This window comes from Vibrio sp. nBUS_14, from assembly GCF_051201655.1.
Taxonomy (GTDB): Bacteria; Pseudomonadota; Gammaproteobacteria; order Enterobacterales; family Vibrionaceae; genus Vibrio.
In genome coordinates this window covers 2,211,614-2,231,410 of the sequence record NZ_CP179206.1, presented here as the reverse complement: position 1 = coordinate 2,231,410, position 19,797 = coordinate 2,211,614, and the positions used below count along the sequence as shown (strand labels likewise).

At 44.9% G+C, this 19,797-nt stretch carries 15 protein-coding genes and 2 pseudogenes; 4 read left to right on the top strand and 13 right to left on the bottom strand.

All coding sequences use genetic code 11. The features are described 5' to 3' along the window. The first annotated feature begins 5 nt into the window (after nucleotides 1–5). The gene (locus tag ACMAZD_RS10465) at nucleotides 6–2,405 is read left to right on the top strand and encodes a helicase-related protein (RefSeq protein WP_435247171.1); all 2,400 of its coding nucleotides are present in this window, start codon (nucleotides 6–8) and stop codon (nucleotides 2,403–2,405) included. 203 nt (nucleotides 2,406–2,608) lie between these two features. Then, a complete protein-coding gene (locus tag ACMAZD_RS10460) occupies nucleotides 2,609–2,986 on the top strand; it encodes a transporter (RefSeq protein ID WP_435247170.1) in 378 nt (125 codons plus the stop codon). A 155-nt stretch (nucleotides 2,987–3,141) separates the two neighbouring features. On the opposite strand, the gene ACMAZD_RS10455 is transcribed toward ACMAZD_RS10460, so the two are convergent. The 8 genes and pseudogenes from ACMAZD_RS10455 to ACMAZD_RS10420 all read right to left on the bottom strand — a co-directional run bounded on the left by ACMAZD_RS10455 (nucleotide 3,142) and on the right by ACMAZD_RS10420 (nucleotide 9,271). Beyond that, complete coding sequence (locus ACMAZD_RS10455; protein WP_435247169.1) at nucleotides 3,142–4,245, bottom strand: phosphoribosylaminoimidazolesuccinocarboxamide synthase; 1,104 nt, start codon at nucleotides 4,243–4,245, stop codon at nucleotides 3,142–3,144. Nucleotides 4,246–4,533: 288 nt separating this feature from the next. Next, nucleotides 4,534–4,941, bottom strand: coding sequence for a SulA-like leucine-rich domain-containing protein (locus ACMAZD_RS10450; RefSeq protein WP_435247168.1), 408 nt, complete (start codon nucleotides 4,939–4,941; stop codon nucleotides 4,534–4,536). Between the two features lie 353 nt (nucleotides 4,942–5,294). Continuing rightward, a complete protein-coding gene (locus tag ACMAZD_RS10445; protein WP_017078672.1) occupies nucleotides 5,295–5,483 on the bottom strand; it encodes a hypothetical protein in 189 nt (62 codons plus the stop codon). A 165-nt stretch (nucleotides 5,484–5,648) separates the two neighbouring features. Then, nucleotides 5,649–6,086 (bottom strand): annotated as a pseudogene (locus ACMAZD_RS10440) (hypothetical protein); the annotation flags it as partial. Between the two features lie 80 nt (nucleotides 6,087–6,166). After that, nucleotides 6,167–6,749: pseudogene (locus ACMAZD_RS10435) on the bottom strand (tetratricopeptide repeat protein); the annotation flags it as partial. Nucleotides 6,750–6,906: 157 nt separating this feature from the next. After that, the gene (locus tag ACMAZD_RS10430) at nucleotides 6,907–7,575 is read right to left on the bottom strand and encodes an OmpA family protein (RefSeq protein ID WP_435247167.1); all 669 of its coding nucleotides are present in this window, start codon (nucleotides 7,573–7,575) and stop codon (nucleotides 6,907–6,909) included. Nucleotides 7,576–7,689: 114 nt separating this feature from the next. Further along, complete coding sequence (locus tag ACMAZD_RS10425) at nucleotides 7,690–8,379, bottom strand: DUF2786 domain-containing protein (protein ID WP_029223537.1); 690 nt, start codon at nucleotides 8,377–8,379, stop codon at nucleotides 7,690–7,692. A gap of 208 nt (nucleotides 8,380–8,587) precedes the next feature. Further along, entirely contained in the window at nucleotides 8,588–9,271 is a 684-nt protein-coding gene (locus tag ACMAZD_RS10420; RefSeq protein ID WP_017106717.1) for a DUF3334 family protein, read from the bottom strand. Between the two features lie 222 nt (nucleotides 9,272–9,493). Here ACMAZD_RS10420 and ydiJ point away from each other — a divergent pair, with 222 nt between their 5' ends. Together ydiJ and ACMAZD_RS10410 are read left to right on the top strand one after the other, a co-directional pair. Beyond that, nucleotides 9,494–12,529, top strand: coding sequence for a D-2-hydroxyglutarate dehydrogenase YdiJ (gene ydiJ / locus ACMAZD_RS10415; RefSeq protein ID WP_435247166.1), 3,036 nt, complete (start codon nucleotides 9,494–9,496; stop codon nucleotides 12,527–12,529). A gap of 67 nt (nucleotides 12,530–12,596) precedes the next feature. Next, on the top strand, nucleotides 12,597–13,058 hold the full coding sequence (locus tag ACMAZD_RS10410; protein ID WP_435247165.1) for a methyltransferase family protein: 462 nt from the start codon (nucleotides 12,597–12,599) through the stop codon (nucleotides 13,056–13,058). A gap of 127 nt (nucleotides 13,059–13,185) precedes the next feature. Here the strand turns inward: ACMAZD_RS10410 and ACMAZD_RS10405 are convergent, their stop codons facing one another. The 5 genes from ACMAZD_RS10405 to hutI all read right to left on the bottom strand — a co-directional run bounded on the left by ACMAZD_RS10405 (nucleotide 13,186) and on the right by hutI (nucleotide 19,748). Beyond that, the gene (locus ACMAZD_RS10405) at nucleotides 13,186–13,911 is read right to left on the bottom strand and encodes a DUF3581 domain-containing protein (protein ID WP_435247164.1); all 726 of its coding nucleotides are present in this window, start codon (nucleotides 13,909–13,911) and stop codon (nucleotides 13,186–13,188) included. A gap of 227 nt (nucleotides 13,912–14,138) precedes the next feature. Continuing rightward, nucleotides 14,139–15,671, bottom strand: a complete 1,533-nt coding sequence (hutH, locus tag ACMAZD_RS10400; protein ID WP_017085756.1) for a histidine ammonia-lyase — start codon at nucleotides 15,669–15,671, stop codon at nucleotides 14,139–14,141. A 14-nt stretch (nucleotides 15,672–15,685) separates the two neighbouring features. Continuing rightward, nucleotides 15,686–17,380: a urocanate hydratase gene (gene hutU, locus ACMAZD_RS10395; protein WP_435247163.1), complete on the bottom strand. Its 1,695-nt coding sequence runs from the start codon at nucleotides 17,378–17,380 to the stop codon at nucleotides 15,686–15,688. A gap of 66 nt (nucleotides 17,381–17,446) precedes the next feature. Continuing rightward, nucleotides 17,447–18,511: a formimidoylglutamase gene (hutG, locus tag ACMAZD_RS10390; protein ID WP_435247162.1), complete on the bottom strand. Its 1,065-nt coding sequence runs from the start codon at nucleotides 18,509–18,511 to the stop codon at nucleotides 17,447–17,449. Continuing rightward, nucleotides 18,498–19,748, bottom strand: a complete 1,251-nt coding sequence (hutI, locus tag ACMAZD_RS10385; RefSeq protein WP_435247161.1) for an imidazolonepropionase — start codon at nucleotides 19,746–19,748, stop codon at nucleotides 18,498–18,500. Before hutI ends, hutG begins: the two co-directional genes overlap by 14 nt. Nucleotides 19,749–19,797 lie beyond the last annotated feature (49 nt).

Here is a 19,797-nt window from a genome sequence, read left to right as displayed (position 1 = left end):
TCTGTATGTCATCACTCCCCATCGATTCTTATCAAAATACTTTCCATGAACAACTCTCCAATTCTCATCTTGTCGTCGAAGCTGAAACTGGATCGGGTAAATCAACACGTCTACCGGTTTGGGCATCTGAGCATGGTCGAGTATTGGTGGTGGAACCGAGAAGAATCGCCTGTACGTCATTGGCTAAATATCTCGCGCAGCAATCGGGTGAAAAATTGGGTAGTAAGATCGGCTATGCGATTAAGCTTGAATCGGAATACAACGAGCAAACCAACGTTGTGTTTGTGACTCCCGGTATCGCACTGCGCTGGTTATCAGAAGATGGACTCGCAAATTTCGATGTCATTGTTGTCGATGAATTTCATGAAAGACGTTGGGACATCGATCTGCTGGTGGCGATCCTCAAACAGAAAGCGAGTCATCGTTTGGTGATCACGTCTGCAACCATCGAAGGGGAACGTCTTGCTCAGTATTTAAATACGAGTCGGATAAGCTGCGAAGGTCGCGCCTATCAAGTGGCGATTGAACACCGAGCGAATGAATCGAGAGCATTACCTGATATTCGATGTCTAGAGCAACGCATTGCTGAAGAAGTGAATCATCAACTCATTGCTTCGAGTGGAGATATGCTGGTTTTCCTACCGGGTAAAAAAGAGATAGTGCAATGTGAACAAGCCTTGGCAAAGAACCCAGATATCCAAGTAGTGAAATTGCATGCCTCGGTGAGTGATAAGGAACGAGATCTCGCGTTGTCTGGCCGCAACACTGATAACAACGCCCACATCAATACCGACAACAGCGACTGTTTACGAAAAGTTATTCTTGCGACCAACGTGGCAGAAACCTCATTAACCATTCCCGACATTTGTGTGGTGATAGATTCAGGATTGGAAAGACGTACCGTTCAACGTAACGGCAGAACGACTCTGATGCTCAAATCCATATCACGAGCCAGTGCCAAACAACGAGCTGGCCGAGCGGGTAGGGTGATGGATGGTGTCTGCATTCGTCTATATGGCGAACACGCTGCATTAGAGTTAGTCACACCTCCTGAATTACAACGCGAAGAACTGACAGAGCCAATGCTTGCAGCTGCATGCTGTGGAGCGCCACTTGAGAGCCTATCTTTTCTCGACCCTATCCCTGAGAAATCGCTAAACAGCGCGACTCAAACTTTGCTAATGATGGAAGCGATTAATACCGACCATCAAATTACGGGTCATGGCAAAAAGCTTTATCCGCTGCCGATTGATGCTTTGTATGCCGACATCGTTACTCGAATCAAAGCCAAAGCACTTAAAGAAGCCATGGTCGATCTCACGGCGGCATTGTCCGTTCCGGCTCGCTTGTATCAGTTGCCGAACAATGCAGAACATCTTGAAGCGCTCGCTCAACAAGAAAAAGAAGGCTGTGATTTAAGCCTTTTAATTCAGATTGTTCGTGGTCGCGATTATCCGCATCTAAAAATCGACCAGCAAGCACTGAATGAAGCGCAAGGGTTAGCCAAGCAAATGCGTGAGGTGTTCGAACTTCCTCAGTTAGAGGTCGCGTCTCGTTTCCAGCGTATTGAACTGCTCAACACTATTGTTCAACTTCACCCGGAACTGGTGTTTGTGCGCAGGCTGAAACGAAAAGAAGCCTTTGCCAATGGAGCGTTAGAAGTGGTACTCGGTCGTCAGAATCGTTTCCCTGATAATGCGCAAGCGATGTTGGTGCTGGACACGCACAGCTTGCCGGGAAGAGGTGTTAAGCAAACACTAACCCTAGCGACAGTGACTGTGCCTATTCCTTTAGATATCGTCGTTGAAGCGGAGTTAGGTGAATGGCAACAAGGTGAAACCGTGGTCAATGATGATGGCGTCTTTACTGAGATGGATTTGGTGTATGCAGGCCGCACGATTTCGACTAAGCAAGTCGCGACTGAAGGTCAGTTGTCTTTGAAGCCTATCGTCGATCTCGTGGTAAGTGGTGCCCAACTTCCTGGTTTTGCAGAGGCTCGCACTCGAGAAATCAAACATTGGCAACTGTATGTGAAGCTTGGGCTCGATGAAGAGACAGAATATACCCCTGAGATCGAGCAACTGAGCTTTGAACTATGGTTTATAGAGCAACTCGAAGTGTTAGGTGTGACGGATGTCAGTGAGCTAGACATGTTTGAACACTCTGATATCCCTTTTGATGGCATTCCTACATGGGCTTACTCAGAGTTCTCGGACAAATATCCGTTCTCATTGAGCCTTGCCGACTTGCAACTCGATGTAGAATACTTGCCCGCAAGAAAGCTGATTTACGTTCATTATCAATTGGGTAGTCGGAAGTTATCCCCAAAACGTTGGGAACTGCCAACATGGTCTGGGTGGCGTATTCAGTACAAAAAAGCGAGCCGGATAATTGATATCAAATAGATGGATAAGTTTTATCTCTAAAATATTAATCAAATAGGTGCATATATGATATTTAAGTGCTTATTTTGTTACAAACTTGATTTTTATATGCCTTTTTAACCAATCAAAAGGTCATAAAAGACCATTCTTATATATCCTATTGCTATAAAGAAAGAGTTGATAGATATTGAGTATATTGTGTTGTCAAAGTGTCGGGGGACATCATGGAAAAACAGATAGAGACGCGTGTAGAGTTCGATTACACAACCTTTCTTGGCGCCTCATGCAGTAAAAAATGGACTTTTCTGGAAGCACTCACCACCATTGCACCAGTATTCAGTACCGTCTGGAGGGATAGCATCAAAGAGCTAGCCAGCCCAGAAGATCGTTTATGGCAAATGGCATTGAAATCAATGTCTACACGTAAAAGCGATGAATCTAATATTGTCACTTTGCTTAAGCTAGCAAAGTTAGAAGGGATCAACGAGCTGAAAGTTGTGATGCCATATTCGCTTGAAGATGAGCAAATTGAGTATATTGAATCACGCAGTCATTTGGTGATTGCAGATAACTCTGGTGAAGAGTTCACTATCAAGCTTTGAGCACTAACCTTCACGGTTAGCGATGCTCATTCAATAGCTTTAATGAAATCTACATAGTAAAAAGGGCTTCAATATTGAGGCCCTTTTAGTATCTGAAATTTATGCTTACTAGCGAGCTTATTAACTTATCAGCTTTCTAGCATGCGATTAGTAGACTAATCGATTAGCCCATAATCGGCACGAAGCACATCAATGATTTCTTGTTTCGGATTGTCGCTTAATACAATCTCACTACCAGTGATTTTCGCTGCGATATCAAGGTAAGTGCGAGAAAGAGACATCAATGCATCCAAAGGAAGTTCATTGTCACGAGCTAATGCTTCACGCTCTGGCATGCGTTCTTTATTCAACAGAATGTCTGCATCAGGGAAGTAGTTAAGCAAGAACTGACGGAAACCTTCTTTTGAGTTTTCGACGATGTTGCCCTTGTTGTACTCTTGAGTATCCCAAATACGAGATGAGTCTGGCGTGCCCACTTCGTCCATATAGATCAGCTTTTCTTTACCTTGAGCATCGTTCACGTAGCCAAACTCAAACTTGGTATCGACAAAGGTTTGATCGACGTTTGCGAGTGCTTGGCTAATTACGTTGAAGCCTTCTTTTAAAAGTTTTTCGTAATGCGTAATGTCACTTGCTTGAGTAAAGTTGAACGCTGCGAAGTTGTCTTCGATGTTGTTGCGAGTGATGTTCACATCGTCAGCTTCTGGTACACTAGGGATTCCTTTCAAAATCCCTTTTGTAGAAGGCGTGATTAGAAGCTCAGGTAGCTTTTTGTCTTTCTCAAGGCCTTCAGGCATCTCTATACCGCAGAATTCACGTTCGCCTTTCGCGTATGCACGCCACATAGATCCTGTGATGTATTGACGACAAATCGCTTCAATCATGACTGGGCGAGCTTTTTGTACGATCCATACGAATGGGTGAGGGATATCAAGAATATGACTGTCAGCAAGGCCGTTGTCTTTAAACAATTTGAACCAGTGGTTAGAGATAGCATTCAGAGCTGCTCCCTTACCTGGGACACCTTTAAGATCACCTTCACCACGCCAAATACAATCAAACGCAGAGATACGGTCACTGATCACCATGATGGCTAAAGGAGCATCTGGCGCTACATTGTAGCCTTTCTCTTTAATTAGTCGTTGGCTATCTTCTTCAGTTAACCAGTAGACCGAACGAACCTTGCCACTGTGGACAGGTTTATCAGTACGGATTGGTAGGTCATCATTTACGGCAAGAACTTGATCAGCAAGGCTCATTTAGACATTCCTATCTTTTATCAAACGTCATACAGAGAAGTGCGGTGTGCACATGATTAGACAGGCATTATACCCAATCTACTATTTGCTTCCAGATAAAAAGCAAACGATTGCTAATTCTATTGATCAAATAAAACCCCCGCCTAACTATTCGCTAGAAAATTAGCGGATTGTAGTGCAGGGGAAGGCAGTCTGTTGGGCTGTGTTTTGGCGCCATGTTATTGAGCTATGTTTCTGAACTATGTTTGTGAGCCAAGTTGTTAAGCCTAATTGCTAAGCGAGGCTGGCTTAGTGAATACGCTCTGAAGTTTCATCAATGAAGAACACTTCGCATTGAAAGCGTTGGCCTAACGTTCTTAGGTATTGTTGGTTGAATGAGTCGATAGACGTGCTTGCAACGATTGCACTCGCGTTTCCTGAGCGTATTGCTTTCTCGACTGTCTCTACTTCATTCATTTGGTTCGACGCTTTCATATGGATAACATGCTCGCAGCAAACATTGTGTTGCTTAAGCTGCTTAGCAGATGGTCTTGGCGTTTGAGCAGTAAACAGCAGCCATTGATGTTGATTGGACAGTAACGCCATTCTTGCGAACAACGCTTCCTCGTTTGAGTTTTTGCTTTTACGAGAAACTGATGTAAATGCGCAGTGAACTAGCGGGCTAGAGTGTTGGGCTTTAACGTGTGCTTGAATCATTTTACTGTCCCTATATACATGCTGTATGTGTATACAGTAGTTTTTGTTGCTTATAAGATCAAGCAGTTTTTGTGGGATTATTGGTCGTTTTCTTGCGGATGAGTATGCGGTTTTTATTTAAATTATTGATATTAAAGTGAAAATTAAATTGGACTGATTTTTATATTTTGTCTCATAAATTGAAAGAATGTGATTTCTATACAGGTGTATACAGTGGTTTTTACAGAAAAATACTGTATACACCTGTATAGAAGATAAGAAGATAAGAAGATAAGAAGATAAGAAGATAAGAAGATAAATCCCAGATACAAAAAAAGCGCCTTGGGCGCTTTCTTATATTTCAACGGTGTTACTTATCTCAGTGTCGCTTGGGAGAGTTTTGTTCTCATTTCCATTTCACCAATATTGAACTGGCGAACATCAATGGTTGCAATATCATTGCACTCTTTACATGCATGATGACACTTACCATCTAGGTAGTCGTGCTTTTTTACTAGGCTTGGCTTTTTGCACCAATCACAAACGCCTTCTATTGTGAACATATCTTCTCCTCACCTGTTTAAATCAGGTGTATTTTCGGCGCAGATTATGACACAAGCAAGACCCATTAGTTAATAGTTTGTTACCCGTTTTTGAGAGGGGGATCGATTGCAACACTAATAAAATCGGTATCTTTGCGATCTTGGAAAATGAATATATGTGGTTATTTACGGTTTTGTAACATTTTGTAAGATGGTTTTTAGCGCATTGTTCAAACGTTTCATTTCTTCGTCACATCCATGACCGTCAGGGTGATAGATTTTAGAGAGTTGTTTGTATCGAATCTTAATGCTTTTTTGGTCAGGAATAGAGCTAGGTGTGTACCCAAATAGAGCGCAGGCTACTTGCAAAGCATTCAGACCTTTGTTGTTTTTCTGCTTCTTCAATTCGTTATAGATGGTTTGAAGTTGGCGCTTTTGCTGCTTAATGGTGAAATCCTTGGAGCTAAGCTGTGCTTCAAGCGTCTGTTGCTGCTGATTCAACTCACCAGATTTCAGAATCTGTCGCTTTCGTGAGATAACCAGAGTCGCGCTGATACTCAAGGTCGCAATCAGTAGGGCCAACGCAGTACCAATCATATAGTCAGAGCTGGTTAGATTAGAACTGGAGAGGTTAGAGCGTGTCGCTTGGTTAGATTGTACTTGCTGAGATAACTCCTGACTGGTGTCTATTTCAGAGTCGATGCTGTCATCGAGCTGTTCTATTGAAGATATCTGCTTAGCACGCTGTTGGTTGAATTGTGCTTCTAGAACACGGTTGTAGCCATCTTCTGCATCGGGGTTGTCTTTTAAGGCCGCTTCATACCATAGCTGCGCTGCATCTAACGGTTGCAGTAGTTCTTTATTAAGTGAGGATTCATAGAGCTTTGCCACCTCATTGGGAGCGCGCTTGTTACCTTGTAGCGCCGCTTTGATGAACCATTCCAAAGCAAGTTGGTTATCTTGCTCTACGCTTGTTCCCGTTAAGTACCATTCACCCAGTTTAAATTGTGCATCTGCATTGCCGTTATCCGCTGACTGCGAGTACCAATAAAATGCATCATCGATGTTTTTAGGCACGTCAGTACCCAGTTCATACGATTGGGCCAATTGATACTGAGACCTTGAGTCTTGAGGTTGTCGATCTTGAGGTTGTAGAGATAACGAAAGTTCAACACTGCTTTCAGCATGAACGAAATGTGGGTTGAGTAATTGTATCGCGGAAAAGGCTAGGGCTAGAAATAGAGTTCTGAGTAGTGAGGATGACCAGAAGTTGGATAAGATAAGCAAAAGATAAGTCTCGTAAAAAAGCCCAGTGCTGATGTATCAGTATGAATACGCTATGTGGCTGAGTGTTAAGTCGTAACGCTTAAAATAAGCGATACGGTTGACAAGCAACTATATAGTGGTTAATTCAATAGATAAAGGTAACTGGGCTTTAACCGTGCTACTTAAGCGGCAAGATTTGAATTTCTACGCGACGGTTACAAGCACGACCTTGAGACGTGTTGTTGTCACATAGAGGGTAACGTTCACCGTTACCACGAGCAATGGCACGGCCTGCAGCGACATCTTGAGAAATCAAGAATGCACGAACAGATTCAGCACGACGCTCAGAAAGGATTTGGTTAGTCGACTCACTGCCAGTGCTGTCAGTGTGACCTTCGATCACTAGGCTCGTGTCTGGGTATTCAACTAAGATACGAGCAACACCGCGAAGTGTGTTGTGAATGCTTGATTCTAAAGCGTAAGAGCTTGATTCGAAGCCAATGCCGTTTTCTAAACGAAGTAGAAGCTGGTTCTCACCAACACGCTCTACTTGAACGCCAGAGTTCATTAGCTCTTCACGAAGTGCCGCTTCTTGTCGGTCAAAGTAGTAACCAATACCACCGCCAACAGCTGCACCACCTGCCGCACCAATCAGTGCGCGTTTGCCACGATCTTTAGAGTTGTCACCAGTAGCTGCACCAGTAACGGCACCAGCGATTGCACCAATTAGAGCGCCTTGAGTTGCAGAGTTAGTCTCAGATTCGCCAGTTGTAGCGTTTTGGCGTTGGGTTGCCTGACATCCCGTTAGAGCGACAGTAAGCGCGAGGGCTAGTGTGATTTTTTTCAACGTATTTCTCCATAATGTACTTCTGTCAAACATATAAGTACCGAATGACAACAATTAGTCCTGTAAGTCTTAATGATGGTTTTTATCAATACGTTGAAGCAATGTAAAGTGGCACTATGATTTAGTTATCTTTTTAACTGCTTGGGCACCGCCAACTGGACGATTAACAGACAACTTACGACCTTTTTTCAAACCAACTTCGTAGTCAGCAGTGAGGTTTTTCATTGCCTCTCTTAGTTGTTGTTTGAAGGTTTCACGGTCAATATTTTCAAATTCTTTATCAATGTAGTTATTGATTTTGTTGTTTGACTCGTCGTCCGGGGTAATGGTTGGCAACTTTTCAAGCGCACCTTCTACCCAGCCAGAAACGTAAGAATTTACGCGACGAGTAACTTCCAGTGAACCTGTACCTGATCCAGCAAAGCTGTTTCTGAATTGGCCAGTATGCTCGTTCAATTCACGATAAATGATGTCGAAAGCAAAGGCAGCAAAGATCGCGCGGTCAGCTTCGCCAATGAATTCCACACGCTTAAGGCCTTTGTGGTTCAGTAACACGGCTTCTACGCCAAACTTAGTGTTGATACCACGAATAACGCGCAGCAGAGTAGAGCTGATGTTTGCTGGCAACAGGTGACTGGATTGAGTTTTCCCCATTTTGATAAATTCAATATCGTCTTTCTCGAGACCATATTTCAGCATCAAGTTATGCGCCATCTTTATTGCATTGGCTGCTTCGTTGACGTTTGCTGAATTTCCAAGCTCAAGACACTTGGCTATTTTCTTTAGGGCTTTTTTCTTATCCATCGACTACTTAATCATTACCGCAAATTTTGAAAAGTCCGACATTTTACATGTTTTGTCAGATAACAGAAAGCCCAAACTGGTTTGGATCGTATTAAAAGGGCTCTGATGGGAGTGTGGAAGGCAATATTGAGGGGCAATAAAAAACGCCATCAAGAGCATTGATGGCGTTAGTGACATAATTTGTCATTATGGCTAGAGCTTTAGCAAACTAGATCCCAAGTTCATCGAGTAGATCTGCTGCTGCATCGTTACCTGAGCTTTGTGCTGGTTTGTTCGCTTCTTGCATTTTTTTCTGAGTCGCTTCAAGAATGCTATCTGGGCATTCGTCTTCAGCGATTTCAAATTCTTCTAATTGGATGAATTCTGTCTTATCCATTGCAAGCTCAAGATAGAAGATGTTGTTGTTCGCTGTCGAGAAAGTCACACGACGAGCTTGTGGACGATCGAGGTTAGTATCAACTGAAAGGTTCACTTGCTTGTTGAGTGCCAGCATTTTAGGTTGGTTCTGTGTGATGTTGGTTTGCAGTTCCTTACGAATTTTGTTCGTGAAATCACCAACTAGTTGGTTCATTAATTCACCCAAAACATCGCCCACTTCGTCAGACGTGTGAAGAACAGCGAGCTCATCTTCTGGCATGCCCATGTTACGCATGTAATTGGTATAGATCTCTAGCGCCGCTTTAGACGTAAAATTAATAACAACAAGACCAGAAAAGCCGCCGTCAAATAAAACGAAGCAACCAAAATCTGGTTTAAGACTGGTCTTGTTAATCTTTTGCACCATAGCTGAATAGGACACCTGAGAAGCCGTCGCTGAAGTGAGTACGCTTGATACTGATTGGCATAGCTTAAGAAGAATATCTTCAGTTGTGACTGTTTTGTTTTTTTTCATTGTTATGTGCTCATGGAGATGTCTTAAACAAAATGTTATTCAGTATATCGCGACTGAATTAAGACGAAAGTGACTATTTCTCCATTCTTGCATTCAGATTCTGATTTGATCATCTTTTTATATGATCTTAATAGTAGTAAAGTGACGAAATTCAAAGAAAATTATTAAAAATCTCAGATAACCCAATGCTGATCGGATCAGCGAAGTAGGGGCAGGAAGCAAATGTTACCAAGACTTCAACTCAATGCTGATGTCGATCCAGTTGTCGTACGCTTTTTAGATGAGCTAAAAATCGCGGGCTTTACTGGCGACATTGAGTCTCAATATTCGAGCCGTTTGGCCGTGGCGACTGATAACAGTGTGTATCAGCAATTGCCACAGGCGGTCATTCTTCCCAAGACAACAAACGATGTTGTTCTGATCGGTAAAGTGGGTGCTCAGCCCGCTTACCAACGAGTGACTTTTTCACCTCGCGGTGGCGGTACCGGAACCAACGGTCAATCGTTGACGAAAGGTGTCGTGGTTGACATGTCACGACACATGAATAACGTTCTTGAAATTAACGAAAAAGAGGGCTGGGTGAGAGTTCAGTCTGGTGTCGTTAAAGACCAATTGAACGATGCTGTGCGTCCCTTCGATTACTTTTTCTCTCCAGACCTTTCAACCAGTAACCGAGCAACCTTAGGCGGCATGGTCAATACCGATGCTTCTGGCCAAGGGTCTTTGAAGTACGGCAAAACTTCCGATCATGTGTTGTCACTGCAAGCGGTATTCGCGGATGGTTCATGTCTCGAATCTGATCTATCACACGGTTTGCCTGCTGAAGGTGAATTTGCTCACCATGCACTTGCAGTCACTGAAGCCGTTTGTCGAGATAAGCGCGCTCAAATCCTCAATAAATTTCCTCCGTTAAACCGCTTCCTTACGGGCTATGACCTGAAGAATGCGATTAACGAAGAAGATGATAGCTTTGACCTTACTCGTGTCCTGTGTGGCGCAGAGGGTTCATTAGCATTCATTACGGAAGCAAAGCTGAACCTCACACCGATTCCGAAAGCGCGCACACTGGTTAACGTGAAATACAACACGTTCGATTCTGCACTGCGTAATGCGCCGTTCATGGTCGAAGCGAAAGCGCTGTCTGTAGAAACCGTGGATTCAAGAGTATTGAACCTAGCGAAGCAAGACATCGTTTGGCACACCGTGAGCGACCTGCTGATGGATGTTCCAAATAAAGAGATGCTTGGCATCAACATGGTTGAGTTTGCGGGTCAAGATGAAGCGGAAGTTGAACAACAAGTTCAAGCGCTGACTGCACAACTTGAAAGCATGGTAGAAACCGAAGAAGCGGGTGTGATTGGCTTCCAAGTGTGCAGCGATTTAGCGAGCATAGGTCGAATCTACAACATGCGTAAAAAAGCGGTGGGTCTGTTAGGTGCGGCGAAAGGCCGAGCTAAACCGGTCGCTTTTGCTGAAGATACCTGTGTGCCACCGGAAAACTTGGCGGACTTCATCTCTGAATTTAGAGTGCTGCTCGATTCAAAAGAGCTGAACTATGGCATGTTTGGTCACGTTGATGCGGGCGTATTACACGTTCGTCCGGCACTTGATCTGTGTGACCCGATGCAAGAAGCATTGATGCACGAAGTCTCTGATGAAGTGGTTAAGCTAGTGGCGAAATACGGCGGCTTGATGTGGGGTGAGCACGGTAAAGGTTTCCGTTCTGAGTATGGCCCTGACTTCTTTGGTGAAGAGCTGTTTACTGAGTTAAGACGTGTTAAAGCAGCGTTTGACCCGCACAACAAGATGAACCCAGGCAAGATCTGTACGCCATTAGAAAGCGACGCTGAATTGGTGAAAGTCACCGATACCAAGCGTGGCTTCTACGACCGTCAGATCGACGTACAAGTTCGTGATAGCTTCAAACAAGCCATGGAATGTAATGGTAACGGTTTGTGCTTCAACTACGATACTAGCTCGCCAATGTGTCCTTCGATGAAAGTTACGGCTGACCGTCGTCATTCACCAAAAGGCCGCGCAGGTTTGGTAAGAGAGTGGTTGCGTCAGTTAACGGAACAAGGCGTCGATATTCTCGATTTAGAGCAAGAAGCGCTGAAGGACAATACTCCGGTCAAAACCATGGTGGAACGTGTTCGTAATACAATGAACAAACGCCATGAATACGATTTCTCGCATGAAGTTCACGAAGCGATGAACGGTTGTCTTGCGTGTAAAGCGTGTGCGAGCCAGTGCCCAATCAAAGTCGATGTGCCAAGTTTCCGTTCTCGATTCTTGAATATCTATTACTCACGTTACCAACGCCCAGCAAAAGATTATTTAGTCGCAAACATTGAAGCCATGCTGCCGCTGATGGCGAAAGCGCCAAAAGTAGTGAACGCTGCATTGGGTCAAAAGTGGATTCAAACCGCAACGGCGAAAACGGTCGGTTATGTCGATGCACCGTTGATGTCGGTGCCTACGCTAAAAAATCGTTTGGCGAGCAAAGAGCTGCAACTGTTCGATCTTCAATATCTAGAAGGGCTCTCTTCTGAGCAGAAGAAACAGCACGTGTTGATCGTTCAAGACCCGTTTACGAGTTTCTATAATGCAGAGGTGGTCGAAGACTTCGTTACTTTGACTCAGAAGCTTGGTAAAACACCTGTATTACTGCCGTTTAAGCCAAATGGTAAAGCGCTGCATATCAAAGGTTTCTTAAGTCGTTTTGCGCGTGAAGCGAAATCAACTGCTGACTTCTTGTCGATGGTGGCAGATATCGGTATTCCTTTAGTGGGTGTCGACCCTGCACTTGTGCTTTGTTATCGCGATGAATACGTCGAGATCTTGGCTGACAAGCGCGGAGACTTTGATGTGCTGACGGTGCACGAATGGTTAATGCCATCGTTGAGTGAGTTTGAAGCGCGTTCTGCAAGTGAAGAGATGTGGTACTTGTTCGCTCACTGTACAGAGAAGACCAAGATGCCAAACGCTGAAAAAGAGTGGGGCGCTATCTTTAAACACTTTGGCGCTGCGTTAACCAGTGTTCCTGTCGGCTGTTGTGGCATGGCGGGCACCTTCGGCCATGAAGTCGATAAGCTGCAAATGTCGAAAGATATATACGGCCTAAGTTGGAAGCCAAGGATGAAAGACTTACCCAAAGAGCGTTGCTTAGTGACGGGTTATTCCTGTCGAAGCCAAGTGAAGCGTTTTGAGGGTGAGAAGCTTGCCCACCCATTACAGGCGCTAGCCAAAATTCTTTAATACATTTAGCCCAGCAATTGCTGGGCTTTTTTCTAAACTAACAATGGAATTGTTAATAAGGAAAACTATGAGATTTCTAGAGTTAAAAGTACCACCCGTCGCACTATTCATTATTGTATTCCTTGCCTCGTACTTCTGCTCTCAGGAGTTGAGCTTAGGGACATTGGCACTGCCTTATGGAATGGTTGTGCTCGGCATTGGGATTGTATTGAGTGGCATCATTGGAATATCAGGGATATGGGAGTTTCGCAAACAGAAAACCACCGTTAATCCGATCAAAGTCGAAACCGCCTCGTCAGTCGTGGACAGCGGCATTTTTGGCTATACGCGAAACCCAATGTACCTAGGGCTATTCATTCTACTGTTTTGCTTTGGCTACTTCTTCCAAAACCTGTTCAGTGTTTTGCTTAGCTTTGTATTCGTGATTTACATGACTCAGTTCCAAATCAAGGCAGAAGAGCGTGCTCTAGAGCAATTATTCGGTGCGGAATATGTTGATTACAAACAAAAGGTTAGGCGCTGGATCTGAGCCTTATTTGATTGTTTTTTGTAAACGGAATCTAAAAAGAAAAGCCCAGCTTGAGAATATCAAGCTGGGCTTTATTGATCTTATTCTAGAGCTTATTTACATCGAGATGTGTAAATAAGGATGCTGATTAAGCGGCAGCTGCGAACTGAGCTAGAAATATCTCTTTACGTTCGTTGAAGCGGTTTACTAGGTCGTCGACAGAAGCTTGGTCGTATGGCTTAAGGCCACTTGCTACCATGCGCTTCACGCCTTTACCGACAACTTCTCCGTCTTCTTTAAAGTCAAAGTTTAGTGTCACGATGCCACGCTTGCCTTCAACATCAAAAGTCGCGCCAGAGAATTCAACTTCTGGGTGAGACAGGTCTAGGCGAGTAAATTCAACTTCCATGCTCTCGTAAATTACAAGAGGGCGTTGGCAGTTGATCATCATCTGTTGCTCTTCCATAAGAGGAACCATGATATGTGGGAAGTTCATACCAGAGAACTTAACGTAGTTTGTTACTACGTGTTCGATGAAAGCTTGATCGTGGCTCTTTTCACCTTCACAAGACATGTGTAGGTACTCTTTGCCTTTCTCGTCAACCAGTGAGCTTTCTTTCTCACACTTGTTGTCAACGCTTAGCGCAATACCGTTACCCACCATACCTGAAAAATCAAAACGCATTTTTTGGCTGATACCTTCTTTTTGCAGAAGTACTGCAAACAAAAGATCGCCAGGCACGCAGAAGCGTTTGTTGTCTTCATCGTGAATTGGGTTGAAGTCAGCGGCTACTTTTTTAGCAAAGTGGCTAGCCTGTTCACGAGTGAATTGAAATTGATTGTCTTCAGTAGAAAAGTAAGGTGTCAGAAACATAGTATCGCTATTAGTCATCAAATCTGGGGTGGATTATAGCTAACTAACTTCGTTCTAATGGTCTATCCAGTTAACTATGCTTATATATCAGTCAATTAGATAAATACGTTGGATGGTATGTGATGATTTTAAGGGAGATATGGCCTTTGGCTCAATGCAACAAGGGCTAATTAATAGCCCTTGTTTATATGATACTTTAATTGGTGTCGACTACAGCATTTTAAGTACTAGAAACTGCACAAAGTACCTTCTGGCATTAAGTGGTTATGAACGGATAATTTGAGTAACAGGTTAGCTTGCTCAATATCTGGAGCAAAATATCGGTCTTTGTCGTAGAAACTCACTTTCTCACGCAGAATTTGCTTCGCTTCTTCCACACGAGGAGAAGATAGATTCGGAGCGCGGAAGTCTAGCCCTTGTGCTGCTGCTAAATATTCTACTGCCAATATCCCACGGGTGTTTTCAGCCATGTATCTAAGCCTACGAGCGGCAAAGGTGGCCATTGATACGTGGTCTTCTTGGTTTGCAGAAGTAGGTAGGCTGTCTATTGACGCCGGATGCGCTAAGGTTTTGTTCTCACTAGCGAGTGCTGCAGACGTTACTTGAGCAATCATAAAGCCCGAGTTCACACCGCCATTATCGACTAAGAAAGGTGGAAGCTTACTTAGTGCGCTATCAATCAGCAGTGCCATTCTTCGTTCAGACAAGCTACCGATCTCTGCTATCGCTAGTGCAAGGTTATCCGCAGCCATTGCGACGGGTTCTGCGTGGAAGTTACCACCAGAAATGATGTCGCCATCGTCAGCGAAAACAAGCGGGTTGTCGGATACGGCATTTGCTTCAATGTTTAAGGTTTCTGCTGAGTTACGAATTTGCTGTAAACACGCACCCATCACTTGAGGCTGACAACGCAGTGAGTAAGGGTCTTGAACCTTTTCACAACAAGTATGTGATTCGCCAATCTCACTCTTTTGATCAAGCATATGACGGTAAGCAAGTGCTGCATCCATTTGGCCGCGATGACCACGAACGCGGTGTATACGAGGGTCAAACGGACGACGACTACCTAGCGCTGCTTCTACAGACATCGCACCACACACGGTTGCAGACGCGAATAAGTCTTCAGCTGCGAACAGACCTTCTAATGCAAATGCTGTCGATGCTTGTGTGCCGTTTAACAGAGCTAAGCCTTCTTTAGGAGCAAGTGTGATTGGCTCTAAGCCAGCGATTTGCATTGCTTCTAAGCCTGTGATGATCTTGCCGTTGTGACGTGCTTGGCCTTCACCTAGTAGAACTGTACTCATGTGTGCAAGGGGAGCAAGATCTCCTGAAGCACCAACTGATCCTTTTTGTGGAACACATGGGTAAACTTGCGCGTTCACTAGATCGATAAGAGCATTGATGACTTTAAGTCGGATACCCGAGTAACCACGAGACAAGCTGTTAATCTTGAGCACCATCATCAAACGCACAGTTTCATCAGACATGAACTTGCCGATGCCTGCAGCGTGAGAAAGTACGATACTTTTCTGTAGTACTTCTAAATCTTCAGGGGCAATTTTGGTATTCGCTAATAAGCCAAAACCCGTGTTGATGCCATACACAGTGCGATCTTCAGCAATCACTTGTTCGACAACGTGCATGCTCGCTTCAATATCAGGAATAGCTGCAGGATCAAGTGATAAGTTCACAGGGCTACGGCTAATCTTACGCAGTTCAGGTAGGCCTAGAAGTCCTGGTTTAAGTAATAAATTCAACATGTTTTCTCCAGACATTAAAGGCGACGAAGTTCTTCGTTTAGCATTGGTAGGTCAAGCTTTTGCTCTTTAGCACATTGCTTGGCAATATCGTAACCCGCATCAGCATGACGCATAACGCCGGTGGCCGGATCATTGTGAAGTACGCGAGCAATACGCTGCGATGCATCTTCACTGCCGTCACAACAAATCACCATTCCTGAGTGTTGTGAGAAGCCCATGCCAACGCCACCACCGTGGTGCAGAGAAACCCATGTTGCGCCACCTGCAGTATTTAGCAGAGCGTTCAATAGAGGCCAATCTGATACGGCATCTGATCCATCCATCATGCCTTCTGTCTCGCGGTTCGGGCTTGCTACTGAACCTGAATCTAGGTGGTCACGACCGATAACAACGGGCGCTTTCAGTTCGCCATTTTTAACCATTTCATTGAATGCTTGACCTAAACGCTCACGATCTTTCAAACCAACCCAACAGATACGCGCTGGTAGGCCTTGGAACTGAATGCGTTCACGCGCCATATCTAGCCAGTTGTGTAGGTGCGGGTTATCTGGAATCAATTCTTTTACTTTTTGGTCTGTTTTGTAGATGTCTTCAGGGTCGCCAGATAGGGCAGCCCAACGGAATGGACCGATGCCTTCGCAGAAAAGAGGTCGTATATATGCAGGAACGAAACCTGGGAAATCAAATGCGTTTTCCACACCTTCTTCCAGTGCCATTTGGCGAATGTTGTTGCCGTAATCGACGGTCGCAGCGCCACGGTATTGAAGATCTAGCATGGCTTGAACTTGAATCGCCATTGATTGTTTCGCGGCCTTCACTACTTTTGCTTCATCAATGGTGCGCTCTTGCGCTGCTTTCTCCATCGTCCAACCTTGAGGCAAGTAACCGTTCAGTGGATCGTGGGCAGAGGTTTGGTCGGTGACTACGTCAGGCGTGATATTGCGTTCAACAAGCTCAGAGAATACGTCTGCTGCGTTACCAAGCAAGCCGACAGAGATTGGTGTGTCTGACTCTTTAATCATCGCCATCGCTTCATCTATGCTGGTGGCTTTTTTGTCGACATAACCAGTACGTAAGCGGTAATCGATTCGTGATTCATCACATTCAACCGCAATCATCGAGAAACCTGCCATTGTTGCAGCAAGAGGTTGAGCACCACCCATACCGCCAAGACCACCCGTTAGAACCCACTTGCCGCTCGCTTCGCCTTGGAAGTGCTTCTTCGCGATAGCAACAAACGTTTCATAAGTGCCTTGAACGATGCCTTGCGAGCCAATGTAGCTCCAGCTGCCTGCTGTCATTTGGCCATACATCATCAAGCCTTCCTTATCGAGCTCGTTGAAGTGTTCCCAGTTCGCCCAGTGTGGAACAAGGTTAGAATTCGCGATCAGTACGCGAGGTGCGTTTTTATGAGTTGGGAACACGCCCACAGGTTTACCTGATTGAACAAGCAACGTTTGGTCGTCTTCTAAACGCTCTAATACTTCAACAATCTTGTCATAACATTTCCAATCACGCGCCGCGCGACCAATACCGCCATACACAACCAGTGTATGTGGGTGTTCTGCCACATCTGGGTCTAGGTTGTTCATCAGCATACGCAGTGGTGCTTCTGTTAACCAAGATTTAGCGCGCAAAGTCGTACCATGAGGTGCGCGAATTTCGCGAGTCGTGTCGAGACGAGGGTCACTATTGTGGTGTTCCGTCATTTTGGAATTCCTTCTATTTCACGTTATATCGTTGTAGTTGTAGTTGTAGTTATCGGTATAGCTGGATTAGTCACTGGCCATTGCACTGGCTATATCCCAACACAAACGTGCCGCCAATCGAGCCGTTTGGCCATCGATGTCGTAGTCTGGGTTGTATTCCGCAATGTCCGCGATAATGAGTTTTTCACTGTGTTGGAAAATCTGTTCTAGAAAAGGAGCGAGTGCTTCATAGCTCACGCCTCTTGCCGCTGGTGCACTTACACCCGGTGCAGTCGCAGCGGGGAACACATCAAGATCAATAGTGAGATAGAGGTAATCACACTCAGCGATGAATTTTTGTAATTTACCCAGTTGAGCGACTTGGTTTATTTGGGTCATGTTGCGGTCGTGTTCATACCAAACGCCCAGTTGGTCGGCTTTGTTAAACAGCGCTTTGGTATTACTGGCAGTACTCACACCAAGACAAGCGTAATGAAACGGCCACTGATGTTTGTGGCAGTAATCGCTGATCTGGTTAAAAGGCGTGCCTGAACTGGGTTTAACGTCGGCGATGTCGCTTTCAAATTCTCGAAGATCAAAGTGAGCATCAAAGTTAACGATGCCGATCTTCGGTTTGTGTACTGGTTTATCTTTATCAAAGCGTTCCGTTTTATCTAGGTTTTCTACTTTATGTAAATGCTCAGAGAGGCCTTGGAAAGATGCCCAAGCCACTTCATGACCACCGCCAAGCGTAATCACTTTGTTGGTTGATAAGGCATTGGCAATCACAGATGCGCACTGTTTTTGGCTGACTTCTAGTTGACCATCATTGCACTCGATATCACCAAGATCCGCGATGTGCGTGTCACTGTGCCAAGCCATATTAGCCAACGCTTGGCGAATCAGGTTGGGTGCTTGTTTCGCGCCCACTCGACCTTTGTTTCTTGCCACACCTGCATCGCTAGCAAAGCCTACCAAAGCGATAGCGCCATCAGTAAGCTCGTTATTTGAATGACTACTTTGCACTTGACTGGTGATGTGGTGGACGCGAGTGCCTTGCAAACCATCTTCAAGATCATTGCGTCCCGTCCATACAAAGTTATGTACGGTTGCTGCGTTCTTTTGAATGCCGTTGGAATTAGATTGAGTCATGACACACCTCGCCATTAACAATGCGTTTATGCAGATGAGGAACACCAACTTGATAGCTTAAGTCGGCAGGGTGATCGATATTCCAGATAGCTAAATCAGCGGCATAACCCACTTCGATTTTGCCTTTGGATTTTGAGTCGCCAATGGCGGCAGCAGCGTTACAAGTTACACCGCGTAGTGCTTCTTCAGGCGTCGTACTAAATAGGGTGCAGCTCATGTTCATCATCAGCGTTAAATCAGCAAAGGGAGAGGTGCCGGGGTTTAAGTCAGTCGCGATTGCCATTGGGATATTGTACTCACGAAGTAGGGCAACGGGTGGCTGCTGAGTCTCTTTCAAGAAGTAGAAAGCACCGGGCAATAAGGTGACGACCGTGCCTGATTCAGCCAGCGCTTTTACTCCGGTTTCATCTAAGTACTCAACATGATCAACAGAGAGAGCGCCGTATTTAGCTGCAAGCGCACTGCCACCCATATTAGAGAGTTGTTCAGTATGGCCTTTAATCGCGAGTCCATGTTTTTTGGCTGCGGCAAATACACGTTCGGTTTGTTCTAGGTTGAAGCCGATAGATTCGCAGAACACGTCAACCGCATCGGCGAGCCCTTGCTCTGCAGCTTTAGGAATGATTTCTTGGCAAACCAGATCAATATAACGATCGGGCTGCTCTTTATATTCTGGTGGTACAGCATGTGCTGCAAGGAGAGTTGTGGTGATCTTAATACGACGATGATTTTCTAACGCTTTCGCTGCACGTAACATCTTGAGCTCATCTTCAAGTGTTAAACCGTAGCCCGATTTTACTTCAATGCTGGTTACGCCACTTCTTAGCAGACCATCAAGTCTCGGCAAGGCCATTTCAACCAGTTCGGATTCTTGTGCTGCGCGTGTCGCAGTGACTGTCGCCAGAATGCCGCCGCCTTGCTTGGCGATGTCGGTATAAGACACACCATTCAAACGCTGCTCAAACTCGTTGCCACGATTACCTGCAAATACGAGATGAGTGTGGCAATCAATTAACCCAGGTGTTACCAGCTTGTTCTTGCAGTCATAGGTGATGTAATCCAAAGAACCATCAACATTTACTTGTTCTAACTCAGAAGCAAGTGCGCCGTGGTTTGAACGAGAGATGGACACGATCTTACCGTTTTCGATAACGATATCTTGAGGGGAAGAAGGCTGATAACCATCGGCTCCCGAGCTCATCGAGACCACTCGTGCGTTTTTGAGGATCAAATTCATAATCACCTAGATCTTTGCTAAACATCAAATGTATATACAAATAAATAGG

What these genes read in the sequence shown, in the direction of transcription:
- ACMAZD_RS10465 (WP_435247171.1), top strand. Translation starts at nt 6, where the DNA reads ATGTCATCACTCCCCATCGATTCTTATCAAAATACTTTCCATGAACAA.
- ACMAZD_RS10460 (WP_435247170.1), top strand. Translation starts at nt 2,609, where the DNA reads ATGGAAAAACAGATAGAGACGCGTGTAGAGTTCGATTACACAACCTTT.
- ACMAZD_RS10455 (WP_435247169.1), bottom strand. Translation starts at nt 4,245, where the DNA reads ATGAGCCTTGCTGATCAAGTTCTTGCCGTAAATGATGACCTACCAATC.
- ACMAZD_RS10450 (WP_435247168.1), bottom strand. Translation starts at nt 4,941, where the DNA reads ATGATTCAAGCACACGTTAAAGCCCAACACTCTAGCCCGCTAGTTCAC.
- ACMAZD_RS10445 (WP_017078672.1), bottom strand. Translation starts at nt 5,483, where the DNA reads ATGTTCACAATAGAAGGCGTTTGTGATTGGTGCAAAAAGCCAAGCCTA.
- ACMAZD_RS10425 (WP_029223537.1), bottom strand. Translation starts at nt 8,379, where the DNA reads ATGGATAAGAAAAAAGCCCTAAAGAAAATAGCCAAGTGTCTTGAGCTT.
- ACMAZD_RS10420 (WP_017106717.1), bottom strand. Translation starts at nt 9,271, where the DNA reads ATGAAAAAAAACAAAACAGTCACAACTGAAGATATTCTTCTTAAGCTA.
- ydiJ (WP_435247166.1), top strand. Translation starts at nt 9,494, where the DNA reads ATGTTACCAAGACTTCAACTCAATGCTGATGTCGATCCAGTTGTCGTA.
- ACMAZD_RS10410 (WP_435247165.1), top strand. Translation starts at nt 12,597, where the DNA reads ATGAGATTTCTAGAGTTAAAAGTACCACCCGTCGCACTATTCATTATT.
- ACMAZD_RS10405 (WP_435247164.1), bottom strand. Translation starts at nt 13,911, where the DNA reads ATGTTTCTGACACCTTACTTTTCTACTGAAGACAATCAATTTCAATTC.
- hutH (WP_017085756.1), bottom strand. Translation starts at nt 15,671, where the DNA reads ATGTTGAATTTATTACTTAAACCAGGACTTCTAGGCCTACCTGAACTG.
- hutU (WP_435247163.1), bottom strand. Translation starts at nt 17,380, where the DNA reads ATGACGGAACACCACAATAGTGACCCTCGTCTCGACACGACTCGCGAA.
- hutG (WP_435247162.1), bottom strand. Translation starts at nt 18,511, where the DNA reads ATGACTCAATCTAATTCCAACGGCATTCAAAAGAACGCAGCAACCGTA.
- hutI (WP_435247161.1), bottom strand. Translation starts at nt 19,748, where the DNA reads ATGAATTTGATCCTCAAAAACGCACGAGTGGTCTCGATGAGCTCGGGA.